The 16380-nt window shown below is 58.4% G+C and carries 14 protein-coding genes; 8 read left to right on the forward strand and 6 right to left on the reverse strand.

The window, feature by feature from the left end; genetic code table 11:
* Positions 1–6: 6 nt before the first annotated feature.
* The 3 genes from ACEN8R_RS18785 to ACEN8R_RS18795 form a co-directional block, all read right to left on the reverse strand.
* Positions 7–1290, reverse strand: coding sequence for a hypothetical protein (locus ACEN8R_RS18785; RefSeq protein WP_495624256.1), 1284 nt, complete (start codon positions 1288–1290; stop codon positions 7–9).
* Positions 1290–3812 carry a CS1-pili formation C-terminal domain-containing protein gene (locus ACEN8R_RS18790; RefSeq protein WP_026286465.1) on the reverse strand — a complete coding sequence of 841 codons (2523 nt, stop codon included), beginning with the start codon at positions 3810–3812 and terminating at the stop codon, positions 1290–1292. Before ACEN8R_RS18790 ends, ACEN8R_RS18785 begins: the two co-directional genes overlap by 1 nt.
* Positions 3813–3921: 109 nt before the next feature.
* A complete protein-coding gene (locus ACEN8R_RS18795) occupies positions 3922–4410 on the reverse strand; it encodes a CS1 type fimbrial major subunit (RefSeq protein WP_018926651.1) in 489 nt (162 codons plus the stop codon).
* Positions 4411–4927: 517 nt separating this feature from the next.
* On the opposite strand from ACEN8R_RS18795, the gene ACEN8R_RS18800 reads away from it, so the two are divergent.
* Positions 4928–5509 (forward strand): PadR family transcriptional regulator, encoded by a 582-nt coding sequence (locus ACEN8R_RS18800; RefSeq protein WP_018926652.1) that lies wholly within the window; start codon positions 4928–4930, stop codon positions 5507–5509.
* Positions 5506–6297 (forward strand): siderophore-interacting protein, encoded by a 792-nt coding sequence (locus tag ACEN8R_RS18805; protein ID WP_018926653.1) that lies wholly within the window; start codon positions 5506–5508, stop codon positions 6295–6297. The genes ACEN8R_RS18800 and ACEN8R_RS18805 overlap by 4 nt, the downstream gene beginning before the upstream one ends.
* Positions 6298–6481: 184 nt before the next feature.
* Here the strand turns inward: ACEN8R_RS18805 and ACEN8R_RS18810 are convergent, their stop codons facing one another.
* From ACEN8R_RS18810 to ACEN8R_RS18820, 3 genes are all read right to left on the reverse strand, one after another.
* On the reverse strand, positions 6482–7126 hold the full coding sequence (locus ACEN8R_RS18810; protein ID WP_026286466.1) for a Pr6Pr family membrane protein: 645 nt from the start codon (positions 7124–7126) through the stop codon (positions 6482–6484).
* A gap of 2 nt (positions 7127–7128) precedes the next feature.
* Positions 7129–7359, reverse strand: a complete 231-nt coding sequence (locus ACEN8R_RS18815; RefSeq protein ID WP_018926655.1) for a VF530 family protein — start codon at positions 7357–7359, stop codon at positions 7129–7131.
* 160 nt (positions 7360–7519) lie between these two features.
* Positions 7520–8908: an aminotransferase-like domain-containing protein gene (locus tag ACEN8R_RS18820; protein WP_018926656.1), complete on the reverse strand. Its 1389-nt coding sequence runs from the start codon at positions 8906–8908 to the stop codon at positions 7520–7522.
* Between the two features lie 348 nt (positions 8909–9256).
* Here ACEN8R_RS18820 and ACEN8R_RS18825 point away from each other — a divergent pair, with 348 nt between their 5' ends.
* The 6 genes from ACEN8R_RS18825 (at position 9257) to ACEN8R_RS18850 (ending at position 16333) form a co-directional block, all read left to right on the forward strand.
* Positions 9257–10462 carry a benzoate/H(+) symporter BenE family transporter gene (locus tag ACEN8R_RS18825; RefSeq protein WP_018926657.1) on the forward strand — a complete coding sequence of 402 codons (1206 nt, stop codon included), beginning with the start codon at positions 9257–9259 and terminating at the stop codon, positions 10460–10462.
* The gene (locus ACEN8R_RS18830; RefSeq protein WP_018926658.1) at positions 10459–11631 is read left to right on the forward strand and encodes an NAD(P)/FAD-dependent oxidoreductase; all 1173 of its coding nucleotides are present in this window, start codon (positions 10459–10461) and stop codon (positions 11629–11631) included. The genes ACEN8R_RS18825 and ACEN8R_RS18830 overlap by 4 nt, the downstream gene beginning before the upstream one ends.
* Positions 11632–11661: 30 nt before the next feature.
* Positions 11662–12093, forward strand: coding sequence for a Rid family detoxifying hydrolase (locus ACEN8R_RS18835; RefSeq protein WP_007941724.1), 432 nt, complete (start codon positions 11662–11664; stop codon positions 12091–12093).
* Positions 12094–12201: 108 nt separating this feature from the next.
* Positions 12202–13455: a threonine synthase gene (thrC, locus tag ACEN8R_RS18840; protein ID WP_026286467.1), complete on the forward strand. Its 1254-nt coding sequence runs from the start codon at positions 12202–12204 to the stop codon at positions 13453–13455.
* Between the two features lie 13 nt (positions 13456–13468).
* Positions 13469–14707, forward strand: a complete 1239-nt coding sequence (gene glyA, locus ACEN8R_RS18845) for a serine hydroxymethyltransferase (RefSeq protein WP_018926660.1) — start codon at positions 13469–13471, stop codon at positions 14705–14707.
* 243 nt (positions 14708–14950) lie between these two features.
* Positions 14951–16333, forward strand: a complete 1383-nt coding sequence (locus tag ACEN8R_RS18850) for a carbohydrate porin (RefSeq protein ID WP_018926661.1) — start codon at positions 14951–14953, stop codon at positions 16331–16333.
* The last annotated feature ends 47 nt before the right edge of the window (positions 16334–16380 follow it).

Raw genomic sequence — 16380 nt, forward strand, 5'->3', positions numbered from 1 at the left:
AAACAATCAAATTTCCGAATCCCAGATAACCGTTACATTGCCGGAATAATATCGTGATCGGCCCGGCCGAATCATCTCAGCCACTTCGCGGGAGGGGATTTCGAAGTGCAGAGTCCCCGGCCTTCGCTCCACATAAAAACCGGGTTGAAACAGCTCGGTACCACTACCATTACGAAGTAGTTGTCGACGGGTCACTGGTTGCCCACTTGCATCGGTCAAGCCGTGTGGAAGACTTACGCTGATATTCAATGGAACAACGTGGCCCGAAATTGGCTCTTGCAAAGAGCAGGTATTGCCATCCTGGGTGTACTGACACTCCAGCTCCATTTTGAAACGCGAACTGGCCGAGATATTAAACGTTTGGTCCTTGAATAAACGCGTCGGCTTTCGGCCTTGTTGCAGCCAGGATTGCCAGCCACCCTGCGGGACCAATTCCACACGATGACCACCGGGTGGAACTTCAACCTTGAGCATATGCTCAACGGTAAGTGTGAAGTTCAGCGTTAGAGACTCTTCACTGGGCAACATGACATCACCCATATCAAAATCCTTACCCGGGCCAACGGAGTACTGAATACTTCCGGTGTAAGTACCTTGCGACAACTTCAAGGGCTCAGGGGTTTGAAGCTCGTAAGCAAAGTCAAAAGACTTATAATCAAACTCTGGAATAATGTAGTTAGGTGCTTTATGACAAGTGCTACCCGCCGGAGTAAGCCAGAACGTTTCATGCTCCCTCATATTTGTACTCGCCATTATCGCCCACTGACAGGGTGACGGAGGACTCAACCATAGCCCTCCTTGCCACAGAAGTCCGTGAGCGGCGTGAGAACCCAAATCTGGACGCCCAACCAAATCGCGTGCATCGTGGCTGAGGCGATAGTTAACCGCGAAACCAGGCATACGTACTTTCACTTCCACCGTTTCAGTGCTTGCACCCCCCATTTTGGTAACTGTCAATGTTCGCCATTCCGCCGGGATGCGGAACATTGCGGCTTCGCGGCGATTGGTCTCATGGACCCGGATTGGTCTGGTTGCAGTGAATGTAATGGGTGTCCTGAAACTGGACAGTCCTCGTCGCTCACAGGCCGGTTCGTTACCCTGGCAGAACCCGGTGAACTTCGTTGTATTGATAAATTTATTGACCAGCGGGTTGGATGGATCCGGACTGAATTTCGCTTCTATCTCCATGACAGCCGCTTCGCTCACTGCCCCCAGCAATCCAGACAACATCAAAACGTTGGCCGTCCGTTTGAGTAGGCGTATCACGCTGATTCTATCCTCCACGCCCACTAACCCCGTCTTTCAGATAGATAAGTCGCATCCGCCAACGTATCCGGCGTACAGCGCAAATCGCCGATCATCAGCACGTTGTTTTCGGTACGTCCACTGTTCGGGTCCAGGCGGAACTGGCACAGCAACTGGCTGCCGTGGCGCACTTCCAGGGTTGGCGAACCGGCATTCATTTCCATGGAGAAGAAACCGTCCACTTCGCTCACCCCACGGCTGGCGTGGTTGATGATGTGATGGCCTTTGAGTGGGTTGCCCTGCGGGTCGATCAGGCGCCCGAGGACGGTCAGGGTTTTCATCACTTTCACCTGGCGATATTCCACACCGCCCTTGTTCAGGTGATAGCTGGAACGGGCCGGTTGGATGGTGGCGGCGGGAACGTGGTTGCCCTCGAAATCGAAACTGACCGAGCTGCTTTTGTACGCGGTGATCGGCACGAAATTGCGCCCGGGCTTGAGCACCGCGCTGCCACCGCTCAAGTCATCGGCGCGCAAGGCGATGTCCTCGATGTCCGACTCCACGTCGATGATCATGCCGGCACCGTTGCGGTGATATTGGCTGGTCATGACCATTTTTTGCCCGCCGACGGCCACGGTGCTGTCGAGGTTCAAGCCTCCGGTTAGGTCGTTGTTGAAGGACGAGCGCTGGATGAAGCCGTCGCCGTTGACAAGGTCAGAACTCATGGTCGCCATGGCATTCAACCCGATGCCGTAGGTGTCGGTGATGGCCGTGGCGGAGACGCTTTGCAGCAGATGGTCCTGAAGGGTTTTGCGGTAGGTGATCGAAGCGTTGTTATCGCGCCCGCCATCACGGTCGGTGCGAGTGCCTATGCTGCCGGAAAGCTGTTCACCGGGGCCACCCAACGCGATGTTGACACTCAAATCGATACCCCGATTGCGGTCGTCTCCCGAACTCACGCTGCCTGGTCGATCAAACAGCGACAGGCGCCAATTGGCGTCACTGCCAAACAGTTGGGTGCGCTGGGTCCAGCCCAGATCCACGCCCGTCCCGTTGGTGTTGCCTTCGCTGTGGGACACCCGGGCATTGACCGAGCTTTTGCTGTTGAGTCGATGGTTTATCGACAGGGAAGAGTTGCTGGTCTGGCCAATAAATACATTGCGCTGACGCACCCGCGTGCCATCGGGCAGCGTGTCGTACAGCCGGGTGGTATCGAGCCAGCTACGGTTATGGCTGGCGACGATGCTGCCGCTGCCATAGGAATAAAGCCCTTGCACGTCGAAGCCGGTACCGTAGTCCTCGGTTTTGTATACGTTGGCATAGACGCTGGCGTTGTTGACGATTGCCCAATCGACCGACGTGCCGTACTGCAGAGCGTCGCGCACCTGTCGACCCGACAGGCCCAGGATGACTCGCGGGTGCAGCAGGAAGTTGAACGCGGCCCCCGCCGTCATGTCGCCGTCGGCCTGCTCTTCCCAGTTGCTGAGCAATTTCGATTCGCGGCCGGCGAACAGGTTATAGCGCCAGCGCTCGTCATGGTTACGCCAGTTGTTGGGTTTGTAGACCAGCTCCAGGGTGCTGGAGGTGATTTGGCCGTCTTCGATCAGACGCACTTCCACTTCATAAATACCGCCGGGCAGCGGACGCGTATCGAGGGTCTGCAACCCGGCAGGCACCGCCTGGGTGTTGATCAGCAAACCGTCGCGGTAGATCTCCACCGAACCCTGTCGATTGGCGGTGACGTAGATCGGATAGACCGCCGGTTTCGGGTTGTTGATGGCCAGGCTGTCGGAGCTGCCGTACATGACGCCCAATGCGGTGTCGGGGCTCGCGCCGAAGGCACGTGGCTGACGGGTCAGGCCTTCGGACGTCGGTGTGAAATAGCCCAGGCGCAGAAAATTGCCCTCCAGCTCCCGCTGGGTAAAGAGCTCATGCACCGCGTGATACAGCTTGTTATCCAGACCGCCCAGTCGAGACAGTTGCATATTGACGGCCTGGGTCCAGTTACCCAGGCTGCTGCTGGCTTCCAGGCCGTAGCGCCCGCCCAGGTCCTGGTTCTGCCCGCCGTTGAGGTTCAGCTGGTTACGCACGATCAACCCGGTGCTACCATTTTCGGGCAGGTTGTAATAACGCTGTACCTGATCGTCGCGCTCAGCGTTTTGGGTGAGGATCGACACCAGTGAGTTTTCAAGGCTGTAGTGCACGGCCAGCAGTTGCTCGGGGCAATTGGCCTGGCAGCCACCGAGCGCCACTCCTTGTTTCAGATAGTTGGCCCAGATGTCGCGTTCACTGGGCTTGATCATGCTGTCGCTGACATCGGCGAAGTCAACGAGGGTGATGCGATCGTCGCGGGTCAACACGACCATCGCCTCACCGAGAAACTGTTGGTCAAGTTCCACGCGCACCGCCAGTGGCACATCAAAGAAATGCTCTTCGAATTCGGTCGGCAATCCCTTGGCCTGCGCCAACAGACTTCGAGGTGTATGGCCGTTTTCCGTGGGCGCGGCCAGGGCAGTTGCACAAAAACATAGGGCAAGCGCCGTCGCGATGGGCGTCATCGGGAACATGAACGAAATACTCTGAAGATAAATTCGTTGAAACCCGATCGACAGGCAAAACTTGCCCGCCGATCGGTAAGTGTTATGAATTAAGGATGAACCTTAGTTAATAACGGTATTACGGAATGCGAGGAATGGCATCGAAGATCACCACTGGATTGGCGGTGTACAGGCCATTCTGGGTGTCGGTTGGTTTGGCAGCGGCAATCACCAGGTCAGCTTGCATGCCGCCGTTGGACTCGGAGTCACCGACCACTTCCTGCGACACGCCGGTCAGGGTTGTGCCATTGAACATGTAACTCAATGCGATGGTGTTGATGCCGTTGGACAATGGCTGTGGGCCGCCTTCGACGTAGGCGCCGACCGAACCGTTGGTGTGTTGTACATCATAAGTCGCACGGATTGGAGTCAGCGTACCGGCCCCCAGTACGTAGGCCATTTTTTCATCTTTACCGAAGTTCGGGTCCCGCGGCTGAGCATGGAATACCTTGCTTGGAATGGTGGCGCTGATGTTGATGGAGGTGCGCGATTCTTCCGCAGCGAACGCTACCGAAGAGCTCAGGGCCAGCAGGGTCATCGGAACGGCGATTGCAAACTTCTTGAACATTGTTGAGTACCTGTCTTTTTCAAAGGATCGGACCGTGGAAAGTCACAACAAGCCAACACCCGGCACGAAGCATGGCGTTTTGGCTTAACTTTCGACGCCGGAGAATGATCGACCAATCGCTTGAGAAAGTAAGTACGTAACTTCCGAAGAACATGTAGTAACAACGGCTCTCGAACAGCAGGAAAAAAGTTAAAGAAACAGTAACTTTATTGTTTTTCCCTCAGAGAAATACTACACACAGTTTTAACTGAAAAAACACACAGACAAGAACTGATTTAAACTTCCGTAAGACCAATACTACTGTTCGCACACGAATAGACCAGCACTAAACGGAAGAACTTCATAATTAGTTCAATTACTCTAAAAATCAAACCTTCGTAGCATCCTCGTCACTCCCGTGCGCTCCCCACTCGCGCCTTTCCCCAAGCCCTCCAATCTCGACCGTTGGTCAAAAACGCTTGCGCCAGCCTAAAGATATATCTTAAGTTGTATCTAAACACGACGAGAGAAAGCAAAAATGAGAGACCATCATTCCCCCCACCGCGAACACGGCGACGGCCGCGACGGCTTCGAGAAACGCCCGGGTCCCGGCCGCGAGCGCGGCGGTCGCGGCCCACGCGTATTCGCCCCTGGCGACCTGAAATTGCTGCTGCTGGCGCTGATCGCCGAGCAGCCGTGCCACGGCTATGACCTGATCCGCCAGATCGAAAGCATGTTCGACGGCGCCTACAGCCCCAGCCCTGGCGTGATCTACCCGACCCTGACCTTCCTTGAAGAAAGCGAATTGATCCTGGGCGACGCCGAGGGTGGCAAAAAACGCTACAGCATCACCGACGCCGGACGTCTGTCATTAAGCGAGCAGGCGATTGCCCTGGACGGTGTGCGCATGCGCATCGAAGTCAGCAAGCGCTCATTGCGCGGCCAGGACCGCCCGGCCGAGATCCATGAAGCGGTGCACAACCTGCGTCATGCCTTGCAAATGCACCATGGTCGCTGGAGCCCGGAAGAAATCCTGCGGGTGCGCGACCTGCTCAACAACACGGCCAAAGCCATCGTCGACGGCCCCGCCGTTCAACCCGTTTCGGAGAAAGTCGAATGACCGACGTTATCGTGCCATCCCAAACCATTCACCGTGTCAGCCACGAGATCAAACGCCGTCGCCTGCAAGTGCTGCGGGTGGTTGACCTGACGCCGCGCATGCGCAGGATTACCCTGGGCGGCCCAGAACTCGCAGGCTTCGTCAGCCTCGGCACGGATGACCACGTCAAACTGCTGTTCCCGCAAAACGCAGCGGAACAGGCAGCGCTGGAAACCCTGGTACTCGGCGCCGGCAAGGACAACGGGCCGATGCCCGCAATGCGCGACTACACGCCCCGTCGTTACGACCTGGACACGCTGGAACTGGACATCGACTTCGTGCTGCACGGCGACGGCCCTGCCTCGACCTGGGCCGAGCAGGCCAAACCCGGCCAGTTCCTGCACATCGGCGGGCCGCGTGGCTCGATGATCGTGCCGGACATCTTCGACAGCTACCTGCTGATCGGTGACGAAACCGCCCTGCCCGCCATCGCCCGTCGACTCGAAGGCCTGGCCGCCAATCGACGTGCACTGGTGATCGTGGAAGTGGAAAACGGCGCCGAACAACAACGCCTGGAAAGCGCCGCGCAGGTCGATGTGATCTGGGTGCTGCGCGAAGGAGGCAGAAATAACCTGCTGACCACCGTGCAACAGATCAAAGTGCCCGCTGGCAATCTGTATGCGTGGGTGGCGACCGAAACCAAAGCGTCGCGGCAGATCCGCCGGGCATTGCTCGATGAGCACGGGCTGGACGAGCAGTTTGTGAAGGCTGTCGGCTACTGGCGGCTGGAAGACAGCGACGAGGAATAAACGCCACGCTGTGGCTGCATGCTTTTTGTGGCGAGGGAGCTTGCTCCCGTTGCGTCGCGCAGCGGCGCTAAAACCTGCAACGGAGTTTTAACCGGCACAGCATATTTGCTGATTTTGCGACTGCTTTGCAGCCGAACGGGGGCAAGCCCCCTCGCCACAAAAACTCCCTCGCCACAGTCAGTGTTCACTTGCGATCCGTACGCCACCGATCCAACCCGATCACCAACAGTGAAACCAGCACAAACCCCGCCAACAATCCCCCAGCATTCACGAACACCTGTGGATAACCCAGTTTGTCGACATCAATGAACGGGTAGGGATAAACCGCCAGCAGATGCCCACGCCAAAGCGAATAGCCGAAGTACACCAGCGGATAAATCACCCACAACGCAATGTGCCGCAGCCGCAACGTCCCCTTGGGTACACAGAACCACCAATAAACCAGGAACAGCAGCGGCATGACGTCATGCATCAGCTCATCGGCCAGCCATTGCCAGCCTTCGGGATGCCATAAATGGCGCAACAACAGGCTGTACGCCACGCCGACCACCGCGATACTCACCGCAATGGCACTGCTCACCCACGGCTGCAAAAACCAGCGTCGCGCCGCCGACTCGCGAGACGTCAGTTCACAGGTCAGCACCACCGCCACCAGCGTATTGGTCAGCACCGTGAAAAAGCTGAAAAAACTCACCAGCCCGCCCAGCAGGCTGGCCGCGATACTCCAGCGGGCATAGAGAATCAGGTACATCTGAATGCTCAAGCCTGCCCAGCCCAGAATCGCCGCCACGGCCACACAACGACGCCTCGCGATCGAGGGTATGACCATGCTCAGACCGGGCGCTTGGTGCGCATCAGTTTCACGTACAGACGCTCGACCTTCTCCCGCGCCCACGGAGTTTTGCGCAAAAAGGTCAGGCTCGACTTGATGCTTGGGTCGCTCTTGAAGCAGCGGATATCGATACGCTCGGCCAGCCCCGACCACTCGTAGTGCGCAACCAGGGCGTTGAGGATTTGCTCCAGCGTCACGCCGTGCAGGGGATCAGGGTTGTGTTCGGTCATGCCGGGCCTTCGAACGATGAAAGGATGGGGAGCCGCGCACCTTAACGGAGGCTTTCGTCCGGTGGAAGGGCTCCGGACAGAGGCATTCGTCAGAGACTGAATTAACTGTAGGTGAGTTGGCCATCATCCGAGGGACAAACGTCAGGAGATAGCACCCGGCTCAGTAATAACGACGCGGGTCCGAATCGATCAGGCTGGCCAGCTTGGTCAGGGCAAACCGCAATTCGTCCTGGCTGGTGGGCGACATCAACACCAGTCGCACGCAGCGCGTAATGCCGTTACGCTCGGCCTGGAACTGGGTACCGCTGAGGACCAGCACACCGTTGGCACGGGCCAGCATGGTGAATTCGTCGCTGGTCCAGGGCTCGGGCAACGTCAACCAGACGTGGTAGGAATACGGCTGGGTCTTGAGCTCGAAATTGGCGAAGATTTCCTGAGCGATCGCCTGCCGCCCGGCGGCCTCGTTGCGCTGAATGCGTATCAGCTTTTTATCCAACCCCTCGGTGATCACGTTGCTGGCCAACTGAGCGGTCAATGGCGACGGCATCCAGACGCTGCTGCGCACCATGGAGGTCAGGCGCGACAGCAGTTTCGGCGGGCTATAGAGATAGCCAATCCGCAAGGCCGGCATGACCGACTTCGACAGACTGGTCAGGTACACCGAACGATCCGGGGCAAACGCCGACAGCGGCTTGATCGACGGGTCGGTGGCCAGAAAACCGTAGATGTCATCGTCCAGGATAATGAAGTCGAACTCCTCGGCCAACGCCGCGATTTGTGCCCGACGTTTTTGCGACATGATCGCCGCCGTTGGGTTCTGGCACGTCGCCACGCAGACCAGCATCGCCGGTTTCTCACGCTGGCACAGCTCACGCAGCGCTTCGGGAATGATCCCTTCATCGTCCATTGGTACGCCACGCAGGCGTCGTTCGAGTCCATGGGCAAGGGAAATGATGCCGGGGTAGCAGAGCTCCTCGCAGAGCACCAGATCACCGGCGTTGGTCAACGCACTCATCGCGACCATCAAACCATGCTGTGCGCCGGCGGTGATCACCACTTGCTGCCATTGTGCATCGGGCAACGAATGGCGCAGCCATTGCGCGCCCGCCTCGCGATGAGCCGGATGACCGCCATCGGGGGCATAGTCGAGGGTATGGGCAAAATCCGTGCTTTTGGCCATGCCCACCAAGGCTCCACGCAACCAGTATTCCAGGGTTTCGCTGTAAGGCTTGATGATCGAAAGGTCCAATAACTCAGACTGCCCAAGATTCAGCGAAACGGCACTGTTGCTGGCCGGCAGTTCCAACTGTTTCTGGTTGAGCACATAAGTGCCACGCCCCACTTCCCCCTGCACCAGACGCCGCCGATGGGCTTCGCTATAGGCACGACTGATGGTACCGGGCGTGACATTCAGCGTGGTGGCCAGCTCCCGCAGGGTCGGCAGACGATCACCTTCGTTCAACACGCCGTTGCTGATATCGCGCGCCAACGCGTCGGCAATCGACAAATACATCGGCTGGCTGAACTCGCTTAGCTGAGGAACCCACATGAATGATCGCTACCCATCGTAGAAATGATGAATATCCGAGCATATCACATGGTGGTTAGGCAACTAATAAATGGATTAAATCAATAAATTGAGTCGATTGATTCGGCGAATGAATCGAAAAGCATCTTTCATGCAAAATATTTTTCAAAAACGATATTTTCTTATAAATCAAATAGTTATTTGAAAAAAGCCTGACAAATACAGCTTGATAGCAAAAAAACATCTCGTAACAACCTCCTCGCCTATTGAATCAACTCAATTCATTCAAATACACTCATCTCGAATCGAATCAATCGACTCAATCTCATTCTGAATCACCGCGTGCCAGCCACGCCAAGCCGAGACATCATGGACACACTCAGAAAGGATCTATCCCTGTCAGCGATCATTGCAGGCTTCATCGCCGTGATCATTTCCTATGCCGGCCCGCTGATCATCGTGTTTCAGGCGGCCCGGGAGGCACACCTGCCCAATGATCAAGTGTCGTCCTGGATCTGGGCTATTTCCATCGGCAGCGGCATTACCGGTCTGTTATTGAGCTGGCGCTTGCGGATTCCGGTGATTACGGCATGGTCGACACCGGGTGCGGCGTTGCTGGTGTCGATGCTGCCCACGGTCTCCCTGCCCGAGGCCATCGGCGCCTATGTGGTGGCTTCGGTGATTATCGCGGTGGTCGGCTTGTCCGGTGCGTTCGACAAATTGATGAGTCGCCTGCCAAAAGCCATCGCCGCCGCCATGCTCGCCGGCATCCTGTTTCGTTTCGGCGCTGAACTCTTCACCTCAATCAAGCTGCAGCCGAGCATGGTGCTGTCAATGATCGCGGCGTACCTGCTGTTCAAACGCTTTTCACCGCGCTACGCCATCCTGTCGGTATTGATTGTCGGCTGCGCCGTGGCCGCCTCGTTCGGTGGACTCAACACAGGTTCGATCACCGTCGATGTCGCTCACCCGATCTTCATTGCCCCGCAGTGGAGCTGGCACGCGATCATCAATATCGGCCTGCCGCTGGCCCTCGTCACCCTGACCGGGCAGTACGTGCCGGGCATGGCGGTGTTGCGCACCTCGGGCTACAACACCCCCGCGCGCTCGATCATTTCGGTCACAGCCATCGGCTCGATTTTGATGGCGCCATTCGGCTCCCATGGCTTAAACCTGGCAGCCATCACCGCCGCTATCTGCACCGGCCGCGAAGCCCATGAAGATCGCGACAAGCGTTACATCGCCGGGATCGCCTGCGGGGTGTTCTACATTCTGATGGGCATCTTCGGCGCGACCCTCGCTTCGGTGTTTTCTGCCTTGCCCAAAGAGCTGATCGCCTCCCTCGCCGGCCTGGCCCTGTTCGGGGCGATCAGCGCCGGGCTGACCGGAGCCATGGCTGACGAGAAACAACGCGAAGCGGCGCTGATCACCTTCCTGGTCACCGCCTCGGGCATGAGTTTCCTGGGGCTGGCCGCTGCATTCTGGGGGCTGATCTTCGGGCTCGTGGCACATTTCGTACTGACCTACACCCGGGAAAGCAAATCCGGCACCGTCGTCGAGGGCAGCCGACCATGACCGCTCGTTACGACTTCATCGTGGTTGGCGGCGGGATTGCCGGGGTATCCGCCGCCTATGAACTGGCGGCTCACGGCAGCGTGTGCCTGCTTGAACGCGAACCACAACTGGCCTATCACACCACCGGGCGTTCGGCGGCGATTTCCATGGAAAGCTACGGCAACCAGCAGATCCGCTCGCTGACTTGTGCCTCCCGGAGCTTTTTCGAGAATCCGCCCGAGGGGCTCGCCGAACATCCATTGTGGGCACCACGGGGTGCGTTGATCGTGGCCCAGGCGGCACGTGTGGATAAGTTGGCCGCCCGTTTCACCGCGGTTCTCGGGCAGGTGCCGACGGCGCAGTTCCTCGACGAGAAACAAGTCCTTGAACTGGTGCCTTACTTGGCAGAGGGCGCGTGGAGCGCGGGGATTTTCGAACCCAGCGCCTTCGATCTGGATGTACACGGCATTCATGGTGCCTATCTTGGCGGCCTGCGCGCTCGCGGCGGTGTGGTCAAACGTGAGACCGAAGTGTTGCGGGGCCAGTACCGTGCCGGTCACTGGACGTTACACACCCAGGATGGCCAGCACCTCGAGACCGCGATTGTGGTCAACGCCGCCGGCGCCTGGGCCGATGAATTGGCCGAGCGCTGCGGTTTGCCGAAGGTAGGTGTGCGGCCACTGCGCCGCACGGTGCTGGCGGTCGATCCGCAATGCGACGTGCACCGCACACCATACCTGGGAACGGTCGACGAAGACATTTTCATCAAGCCGGAAGCCGGACGCCTGATCGTCTCGCCTTGCGATGAAAGCCCGTCGTTGCCTTGCGATGCCCTGCCGGATGAACTCGATCTGGCCATCACCATGGATCGCCTGCAAAACACCACACGGCTGCGCCCTCGCTCGATCATCAACAAGTGGGCAGGCCTACGCACCTTTGTTGCCGACCGTTCGCCGGTATTGGGCCAGGACCCGTTGCAGGAAAGTTTCATCTGGCTTGCCGCACTGGGCGGCTACGGCATTCAGGCCGCACCGGCCATTGCCCGGTTGTGCAGTCACGCCGCACTGGGCAACGCAATGCCGTCCGACCTGGCGGCCCTGCACCTCAACTACCAGCACTTTTCCCCGGCGCGTTGCCGTGACGAGGAATTCTCGGCCCTGGCCGTGCGACAGGTTGCCGACTTGCACTAACCCCCCAACCCACTAACAAGGATCGTCATCATGCAGACCAACGCTCAACTCCAGCCCTTGGCCAAACCTTTTCTGGGCGAAGAAAACGTCATCTTCACCGACAAGGCCCCGCTGCCTCTGGGCACTTACTCCCAAGGCATCAAGGTCAGTCATGGGCAGACCATCTACCTGTCGGCACAGACCCCGGTCTCGGCGTTGAACAATGAAGTGCTGGCTCAGGATTTCGAAGGGCAACTGCGTCAGACCCTGGACAATCTGGCGCAGATGGCCGAAGCCGCGGGCGGCACTCTGGCGAACGTGGTCAAGGTCACTGCGTTCATCACGGACCTGAGCGAGTTCCCGACCCTGAACCGGGTCATGGAAGAGTATTTCACCCAGCCTTATCCAGCCCGCACCACCGCCGGCGCCAGCGCCTTGGCGCGCAATACCCTGGTCGCCATCGACGCCATCATGGTGGTCTGAAAAAAAATCTTCGGATAGCGAAGTACCCGTCGGTCCGGCGCATCGGAGTGATCCGTGTTTCCGCGCTGAACCGACGTTGTCAGGGAAGCGTACTTTCAAGGGTTGGCCATGAAGAAGTCTTACAGAGAGTATGTATTGCAGTGCCTGGCTTGCGAACGCCGCTACCAGCCACATGAAGTCAGCTACTACTGCCCCCATTGCAAAATCGATGGTGCTCTCGATGCGCTCTACGATTACCCGACACTGGCACGCGAATGGTCACGGGACAGTCTGGCTCATGACCACGCCCGGGGAATGTGGCGTTATGACCGGCTGATGCCGCTGAATTCCACGCAGTTCATTCCACCATTACTGGTGGGTAACACGCCGTTGTATTCACGTCCCGAATTGCTCGGCAGAGAGGCGCCAATCAAGGTATTCATCAAGGATGAATCCCGGCAGCCTACCGGCTCATTGAAGGATCGCGCCAGCGCCCTGGCTGTAGCCCATGCGATGCAATCCGGTGCGAGCACCGTCGCCGTCGCCAGCACTGGCAACGCTGCTTCGGCGCTGGCCGGAATGAGCGCGAGCCTGGGTCTGCGCAACGTGATTTACCTGCCAAAAAGTGCTCCCCGCGAGAAACTCGCACAAATGCAGGGCTACGGTGCCGAGATCGTACTGGTCGATGGGCAATACGACGAAGCGTTCGAACAATGCTTCGACGCCTGCGAAACCCATGGCTGGTACAACCGCACCACCGGCATCAATTCGTACATGAGCGAAGGCAAGAAAACCGTGGCTTTCGAGATGTGCGAACAGCTCGCCTGGCAAGTCCCGGATCTGGTGTTTGTCCCAGTCGGCAATGGCTGCATCCTGGGCTCGGTGTACAAAGGCTTCTTCGATCTGCTGCAACTGGGCTGGATTGAACGCATGCCACGGCTGATCGGCGTACAGGCGCAAAACAGCAATTTCATGTATCGAGCCTGGCGCAGCGACCAGCCGATGCAGCAGACCGAACGCATTACGCCTACCAGCCTCGCCAGCAGCATCAACGTGGCCCTGCCGCGCGACCGTCTCAAGGCCTTGCGCGCGGTAACGGCCAGCGAGGGCGAGTTCATCTGTGTCAGTGACCCGAGCATTGTCGCAGCGGCGTCCAGACTGGCCGCCAGCACCGGCGTTTTCCCCGAAGCCGGGGCAGCCAGCGCCTTCGCCGGTCTGCTCAAGTACGCCGAAGAACACCCCGACACGCCGCAAACCGCCGTGGTGCTGATCACCGGCAGCGGTCTGAAAGACACGTCCATTTTTCTTTCCGATACCAGCAAAAGCCAGTCACGGGTGTTGCCGCGTCACGCGCCAGCCCCCTTGGCTGAAGCACTCATTTAAAGGAATGCCCTCCATGAGCCTGCAGAATCTAGACCCCACCCTCGCTCGCCTGATCGGCCGCGAACGCAACCGCCAGGAAACCCACCTGGAGTTGATCGCCTCGGAAAACTACGTCAGCGAAGAAGTGCTGGAAGCCCAAGGTTCGGTGCTGACCAACAAGTACGCCGAAGGCTACCCAGGCAAGCGCTATTACGGTGGCTGTAAAGTGGTCGACGAGATTGAAAGCCTCGCCATCGAACGTGCCTGCAAACTGTTTGGTAGCGAATATGCCAACGTCCAGCCGCACTCCGGCTCCCAGGCCAACCAGGCCGTGTTTCTCGCTGTGCTCAACCCTGGCGACACGATTCTGGGAATGTCCCTGGCCGATGGCGGCCACTTGACCCATGGCGCCTCGGTAAACTTCTCCGGCAAGTTCTACACCGCCTATTCTTACGGCCTGGAAAAACACAGCGAAACCCTCGACTACGCCGAGATGGAAGCCCTGGCCCGGGAACACCGACCGAAAATGATCATTGCCGGTGCCTCGGCGTATTCAAGGACCATCGACTTCCAGCGTTTTCGCAACATCTGCGATGAAATCGGGGCGTACCTGATGGTCGACATGGCGCACTACGCCGGACTCATCGCAGCCGGCCTGTACCCCTCGCCGGTCGGCATTGCCGACTTCGTCACCTCGACCACTCATAAAACGCTGCGCGGCCCACGGGGTGGTCTGATCCTGGCCAAACGCGAACATGCGGCGTTGCTCGACAAGACGATATTCCCGGTCTATCAGGGCGGACCTCTGATGCACGTCATCGCCGCCAAGGCCGTAGCGCTCAACGAAGCCCTCGGCGATGAGTTCAAGCACTATCAGCAACGCGTCATCGACAACGCCAGGACCATGGCGAATATCCTTACTCGACGCGGCCTGCGGGTGGTGTCAGGGGGCACCGACTGCCACATGTTCCTGCTCGATCTGCGCGCGAAGAACATCACCGGAAAAGATGCCGAGGCGTTGCTCGAGAGCGCCCACATCACCTTGAACAAGAACGCGATCCCCGACGATCCGCAAAAACCTGCGATCACCAGCGGCATCCGCATTGGTACACCCGCCCTGACCACGCGGGGCTTCGGTGAAGCCGAATGCGCCGAAGTGGCCAACCTGATTGCCGACCTGCTTGAGCAACCGACCAATGCGGCACTGCTGGACAATGTCCGTCGACGGGTGATGCATTTGTGTGAATGCTTCCCGGTCTATCTGTTGAATTAACGGCCCTGAAACATGGCGAGGCGGACTATTCAGTCCGCCTTTTTTTTGCGCCACCTGGCACTGCGGCGACCGGTCGCAGCCGACTGTTACCAAATCCGAAATGATCCATGTCAGTAAAAGCCCTTTCTCAATGTGTTACAGAACATTATCCTTACGCCCGTCCTGCTGAAACGCTTCTCCCCTGCTGCATTCCTGCTGCGTTCAGCGCATCCCCTTTAGAAAAAGATCAAGAATTCCTTCTCTATGCCTGATTTTCAAACTCCGCGAGACAGCGCTGTCTCACCCGCTGTGTCCAGCCGAAAAGCCCTGAAGCTGATCAGCGGGTTCACCGCTCTGGGCCTTGCCACTTGCGCCCAGGCCGCGCCAGCCTTCGATAGCAACTCGCCATGGATGCTGGGTGACTGGAACGGCACTCGCACCGAACTTTCGGAAAAAGGCTACGACTTCAAAGTCGATTACACCGGTGAAATGGGCAGCAATTTGCACGGCGGCTACGACCATGACCGTACCGCGCGCTACAGCGATCAGTTTGCCTTGGGCACTCACCTGGACTTGCAGAAGATTCTGGGTTGGGACGACGCTGAGTTTCAGCTGACCATCACCGAACGCAATGGCAACAACATCAGCAACGACCGGATCAACGACCCGCGTGTCGGCGGTTTCACCTCGGCGCAGGAAGTCTGGGGTCGTGGCCAGACCTGGCGCCTGACGCAGATGTGGTATCAGCAGAAATTCTTCGACCAGAAGCTCGACATCAAGGTCGGCCGCTTCGGCGAGGGTGAAGACTTCAACAGCTTCCCCTGCGACTTCCAGAACCTGGCGTTCTGCGGCTCCCAGGTCGGTAACTGGGTCGGTGGCATCTGGTACAACTGGCCCGTCAGCCAGTGGGCCATGCGCGTCAAATATCACCTGACGCCCGAGCTTTACGCACAAGTCGGGGCTTACGAGCAAAACCCGTCCAATCTGGATCGCGGCAACGGTTTCAAGCTCAGCGGCAGCGGCACTCAGGGCGCAATCCTGCCGGTAGAACTGGTCTGGACCCCGAAGCTCAATGGCCTGCCGGGTGAATACCGCGCCGGTTACTACTACAGCAGCGCCAAGGCCAGCGACGTTTATAAGGACGGCAATGGCCAGCCGGCCGCCCTGAGCGGCGAGGCTTACCGCAGTGCATCGAGCAAACATGGCGTATGGCTCGGTATTCAGCAGCAACTGACCAGCCGCGCCAGCGACAACTCACGCGGCCTGAGTGTGTTCGCCAATGCCACGATGCACGACAAGAAGACCAACGCCATCGACAACTATGTCCAGGCCGGCGTCGTCTACAAAGGCCTGTTCGATGCCCGCGCCAAAGACGATATCGGCTTCGCCCTGGCCCGTGTCCACGTCAACCCGGCCTACCGCAAGAACGCCGAGGCCACCAACCAGGCCCGCGCCGTCCAGGACTTCGACGATCCGTCGTTCCTGCCCCCGCAAGACACCGAATACAGCAGCGAGCTCTATTACGGCGTGCACGTCACCAACTGGCTGACCGTGCGCCCGAACCTGCAATACATCCGCCACCCCGGTGGCGTGGACAAGGTCGACGACGCGCTGATTGGCGGGATCAAGATCCAGTCATCGTTCTGATCAAACGCATAAAACCTGTGGGAACTGGCAAGCCTGCTCCCATCAGG

Source organism: Pseudomonas sp. Pseusp15, assembly GCF_059492165.1.

What these genes read in the sequence shown, in the direction of transcription:
- ACEN8R_RS18790 (WP_026286465.1), bottom strand. Translation starts at nt 3,812, where the DNA reads ATGTTCCCGATGACGCCCATCGCGACGGCGCTTGCCCTATGTTTTTGT.
- ACEN8R_RS18795 (WP_018926651.1), bottom strand. Translation starts at nt 4,410, where the DNA reads ATGTTCAAGAAGTTTGCAATCGCCGTTCCGATGACCCTGCTGGCCCTG.
- ACEN8R_RS18800 (WP_018926652.1), top strand. Translation starts at nt 4,928, where the DNA reads ATGAGAGACCATCATTCCCCCCACCGCGAACACGGCGACGGCCGCGAC.
- ACEN8R_RS18805 (WP_018926653.1), top strand. Translation starts at nt 5,506, where the DNA reads ATGACCGACGTTATCGTGCCATCCCAAACCATTCACCGTGTCAGCCAC.
- ACEN8R_RS18810 (WP_026286466.1), bottom strand. Translation starts at nt 7,126, where the DNA reads ATGGTCATACCCTCGATCGCGAGGCGTCGTTGTGTGGCCGTGGCGGCG.
- ACEN8R_RS18815 (WP_018926655.1), bottom strand. Translation starts at nt 7,359, where the DNA reads ATGACCGAACACAACCCTGATCCCCTGCACGGCGTGACGCTGGAGCAA.
- ACEN8R_RS18820 (WP_018926656.1), bottom strand. Translation starts at nt 8,908, where the DNA reads ATGTGGGTTCCTCAGCTAAGCGAGTTCAGCCAGCCGATGTATTTGTCG.
- ACEN8R_RS18825 (WP_018926657.1), top strand. Translation starts at nt 9,257, where the DNA reads ATGGACACACTCAGAAAGGATCTATCCCTGTCAGCGATCATTGCAGGC.
- ACEN8R_RS18830 (WP_018926658.1), top strand. Translation starts at nt 10,459, where the DNA reads ATGACCGCTCGTTACGACTTCATCGTGGTTGGCGGCGGGATTGCCGGG.
- ACEN8R_RS18835 (WP_007941724.1), top strand. Translation starts at nt 11,662, where the DNA reads ATGCAGACCAACGCTCAACTCCAGCCCTTGGCCAAACCTTTTCTGGGC.
- thrC (WP_026286467.1), top strand. Translation starts at nt 12,202, where the DNA reads ATGAAGAAGTCTTACAGAGAGTATGTATTGCAGTGCCTGGCTTGCGAA.
- glyA (WP_018926660.1), top strand. Translation starts at nt 13,469, where the DNA reads ATGAGCCTGCAGAATCTAGACCCCACCCTCGCTCGCCTGATCGGCCGC.
- ACEN8R_RS18850 (WP_018926661.1), top strand. Translation starts at nt 14,951, where the DNA reads ATGCCTGATTTTCAAACTCCGCGAGACAGCGCTGTCTCACCCGCTGTG.